General features: G+C 72.0%; 4 protein-coding genes and 1 pseudogene. 1 reads left to right on the top strand and 4 read right to left on the bottom strand.

Annotated features, from left to right (window positions below; genetic code table 11):
* Window positions 1-588: pseudogene (locus AB0O67_RS36860) on the top strand (hypothetical protein); the annotation flags it as partial.
* Here the strand turns inward: AB0O67_RS36860 and AB0O67_RS36855 are convergent.
* The 4 genes from AB0O67_RS36855 to AB0O67_RS36840 all read right to left on the bottom strand — a co-directional run bounded on the left by AB0O67_RS36855 (window position 576) and on the right by AB0O67_RS36840 (window position 3,938).
* Window positions 576-1,277 carry a helix-turn-helix domain-containing protein gene (locus AB0O67_RS36855; protein ID WP_365460331.1) on the bottom strand — a complete coding sequence of 234 codons (702 nt, stop codon included), beginning with the start codon at window positions 1,275-1,277 and terminating at the stop codon, window positions 576-578. The pseudogene AB0O67_RS36860 and the gene AB0O67_RS36855 overlap by 13 nt on opposite strands.
* Window positions 1,278-1,418: 141 nt before the next feature.
* Window positions 1,419-2,108 (bottom strand): HAD-IA family hydrolase, encoded by a 690-nt coding sequence (locus AB0O67_RS36850; RefSeq protein WP_365460328.1) that lies wholly within the window; start codon window positions 2,106-2,108, stop codon window positions 1,419-1,421.
* Between the two features lie 91 nt (window positions 2,109-2,199).
* Complete coding sequence (locus AB0O67_RS36845) at window positions 2,200-2,871, bottom strand: phosphatase PAP2 family protein (RefSeq protein WP_365460325.1); 672 nt, start codon at window positions 2,869-2,871, stop codon at window positions 2,200-2,202.
* Window positions 2,872-3,002: 131 nt separating this feature from the next.
* Window positions 3,003-3,938: a M56 family metallopeptidase gene (locus AB0O67_RS36840; protein ID WP_365460322.1), complete on the bottom strand. Its 936-nt coding sequence runs from the start codon at window positions 3,936-3,938 to the stop codon at window positions 3,003-3,005.
* Window positions 3,939-3,995 lie beyond the last annotated feature (57 nt).

Raw genomic sequence — 3,995 nt, 5'->3', positions numbered from 1 at the left:
CCGGAACGCCCGAAGGTCATCGACCGCGTCCAGGACAACGTGAACTTCGCGTTCTGGCATTCGGCGACCTTCAACCAGAGGGCCGACAAGGTCGTCTTCACCGACGAGCTGGGCGGTGGCGGCGCGGCCACCTGCAACGCGCAGATCGGCCCCAACCGGGGCGCCGACGGCATCTACGACCTCGTCGGCAAGGGCGACCGGCGCAAGCTCGTCTTCCGCAGCTACTACAAGATCCCCCGGCACCAGGCGGACACCGAGAACTGCGTCGCCCACAACGGCTCCCTGATCCCCGTCAGGGGCCGGGACATCATGGTGCAGGCCTGGTATCAGGGCGGCGTCTCGGTCTGGGACTTCACGGACTCGGCCCGTCCCAGGGAGATCGCCTACTTCGAACGCGGCCCGATCAGCACCGAGCAACTCACGGGCGGCGGCTCCTGGTCGGCGTATTACTACAACGGCTACATCTACTCGAACGACATGGTGAAGGGCTTCGACGTCCTGAAGCTCGACGACCGGCGCACGGATCCCGCGCGATGGGTGAAGCTGCGCGAACTCAACGTGCAGACACAGCCGGACTACTTCGACTGATCGTCGGCGGGTGGCGCGGCAGCACCTGACGTGTCACCCGCCCCGGTCGCGAAGAAGCGCGACACATCCGCGTCGCACCTCCCGCCGGGCGCCTCGGTGTCCGGCGGGAGCCCTTGCTCCCGGTCGAGGCCGTAGCGCCGGAACAGCTCGGCGCGCAGCGGAGCGACGGGCATGCCGACGTTCGGCAGCACCATCGCGTAGACCGCGCCCATGAGCAGCGCGCGCAGCATCGGATAGTCGGTCCCGGTGTCACGGGAGCCGTACCGGGCGACGGTGTCCCGCAGCAGTTCGGCGAGCCGCTGCTGCTCGGGGCACTGCACGAAACCCTCGGTGTCCAGCAGCCCCGCCATGTGCTGCCGCATCAGCACCGTCCGGTCCCGGGCCAGCCCCAGGATCGCGTCTACGGCCCGCGCCATCCGCTCCCGGCCGTCCTGGGTGCGCGGCTCGCGCTCCAGCGCCTCCTCCAGGGTGCGGTGCATCAGCCGGTGCACGGCGGACTGCACCAACTGGCGCTTGCCCGGGAAGTAGTACGACACCAGTCCGCGCGCCGATCCGGCCCGGTCCGCGATGTCCGCGAGCGTCGTCGCCTCGTATCCGCGCTCGCTCACCAGCTCGACCGCCGCCTGCAGAAGCCGTTCCCGGGAACGCCGCCGCAACTCTTCATTGACCGAGGCGCTACGGGGGGTCATGCTGTAACTCCTGCGTTGACTGGCTGCCAGCCAACTATACTCAGTGCGTCCGGACCGGCCCATGAGTAGCCGTTTCCGGCGGTGCCGTCCTGCCCCGGGCGACGCGGGGGATCGTCCGGGGTGGGCGGTGTTCGTGCGCGATCAGCGCACCAAGGCGAGCACGGGACGCAGCCCGTCCGGCCGTCGGTCGGTCGGCATATGGTCCACGAAGTGCACCGCGCAGCCCAGCGTCGCCGCGCCCCCGTCCGCCCGCCGGTCGTCACCGACCATCAACACCTCCCGCGGATCGGCGCCGAGGCCTGTGCAGGCGACCTCGAACAGCCGGGGATCGGGTTTGCGGATGCCGTGCTCGTACGACAGCACGTAGGTGTCCACATACGGATCGAGCCCGTGCGCGCGGAAGACCGGGCGCAGGTCCCAGCCGATGTTGCTGACCACGCCGACGCCGATCCCGCGTGCGCGCAGCGTGCCCAGCACCTCGGCCGCGTCCGGGTACGGCGTCCAGGCGCCCGGTGTCATGTGGCGCTCGTAGAGGGCGTCGTGAAGGCGGGGGTCGGGCAACGGCACCTGGCGGGAGAGGCCGGTGAAGGCGGCCCGGTGCCCCTCGGGGGTGTGGTCGCGTATCTCCCACACCTCGGCGAGTTCGGCCGGGACGTGCTGCGGGGGCGCCCCGCCGGGCAGCGCGCCCGCTGCCTCCAGGGCCCGTGCCACCTTGGTGAACTCGGGCTCTGCGAGATCCACTCCGGCCTCGGCGAGCACGGCACGCAGCCAGACCTCGGTGGACTCGACACGGAAGAGAGTTCCGGAGAAGTCGAAGAGAACGGCGGTCATCCGGTGATCCTAGGGGCCGACGCGCAACGCCGTCCGGGGAACGTCGCCAGGGAACGACGTAGGCCCGGAGGACTCGGCGCACGCCTCGTGATCAGGGATGTCGACGCTCGTGGGCGGTCACCGCCAGCGCCACCACCATCGCGCCGAGGAGCCAGCCGGCGACCACGTCCGTCAGCCAGTGCACGCCGAGCCACACGCGGGTCACTCCGACGCCGGTCACCGAGAACACGGCCACGACGAGGACCGTACGGAACCAGGTGCGGCCGGCGCCGTAGTGGTGCAGCAGCCACAGCAGCAGGCCCAGGACCACTGTGGCCGTCATGGCGTGGCCGGACGGATAGGCCGCGTAATGGGCCGAGTCGACGGGGTCGGGCCACTCGGGCCGTTCACGGCCGACGGCGGCCTTCATGGCCTGCTGCACCCCGCTGGTCACCGCGACGGTGACCACCAGCCACAGCGCCGTCCACCACGCCGAGCGCCGCAGCACCAGCCACAGCACGACCGCCGCACACAGGATGCGCATCGTCAGCGGGTCCCAGACCCAGTCCGTGAGGATCCGGCACGCGTGCGTGAGCCCGGATTCCTCGACCGCCCAGCCGTGGGTGGTCCGGGCGACCACGCGATCCAAGGTCATCAGGGGGCCCCAGTCGGAGGCGACCAGGAGGAGCAGCAGCAGTGAACCCAGCGCCAGCGCGATCGCGGCACGGACGGCCGTGCGGGGCTCGGACGCACGGGGCGGGGAGTCGACGGACTGGTTGTGCATGGTGAGATCTTTACCGGCTCTTGGGGCTGGAGGCCACTGTCCGAGGGTTCCGGGACAGAGGAAGGCCTGATATCACCGTAGGTTCGATGCGCGTGTCCGGCGGGCACCGCGACCCCCGGGCGTGGCTGCTGCTACCCCAGTGCCCGCAGACCTGGTACGAACGCCACCAGCACCGGCACCACCGGCACCAGGGCGGCCGCCGCCGTCAGGCGCAGCCGGCGGCCCGCGGTGAGGCGGGCCGGGGGAGCGAGCAGACGGTGCACGCGCTGGGGCACGTGCGCGTGCGGGGCCGGGCCGCGACCGAACACACCACGGTCCTCGTTGAGTTCCACCAGTGCGAGAGCGGTGGTGAGCCGGCCGAAGCGGCGGGAGGCCACGTCGTCCGCGGCGAGTTCGACCAGCCGGTGCATCTCGTCACGGAAGGCGGCGAACACCGGCACCTGCGGAAATCCGCCGGCCAGCGCCGCGGAGCAGTGCAGCAGCCAGTCGTGCCGGGCCCGCGCGTGGCCCTGCTCGTGCGCGAGGACGGCGTCCAGCTGCCGACCCCTCAGCCGGCGCAGCGCCGCGGTGGTGACGACGAGCCGGGGCGGCGCCCCCCGCAGCCACCAGGCGTCCGGCCGCTCACCCTCCAGGACGACGAGGCGCCCGTCGCCCCGTTCCTCGCCGGGCAGCAGCGGCGCCCGGACCAGCAGCTCCGCCCGCCGCCGCCGACGCAGCGCACGGGCCCGTACGACCTCCCGCACCAGCATCGCCGCGCTCCACGCCGCGCCGCACGCGAGCGCCAGCGCGGTCGCCGCCGCCCAGGGAACCGCCACACCCAGCGCGTACGCTTCGACGACCGCGCGCGGCGCCGGGGCGAACACGTGGCCTCGCACCACGTGCCAGGCCACCGCGGCGCTGAGCGTCATCGACAGCGCGCAGCACAGCAGGACGCCCGCCACCACGCACTGCCACACCCACAGGGCCACCACGGGTTCGCGGTCCGGCCAGTCGGCCCGGGCGAGCAGCCGCGGAGCCAGGACGGCGGTCAGGGCGCCGAGCAGCAACAGTGCCGCGGGGACCATCATGGGAACACCCTATGAGCGGGGGGCTACTCAGAGGTAGGACTGATCGGTCAAGTGACG

Source organism: Streptomyces sp. NPDC086077, assembly GCF_040686175.1.
Classification (GTDB): domain Bacteria; phylum Actinomycetota; class Actinomycetes; order Streptomycetales; family Streptomycetaceae; genus Streptomyces.
Note: the sequence above shows the minus strand (reverse complement) of the source record. Positions and strands in the feature narration are given on the sequence as shown.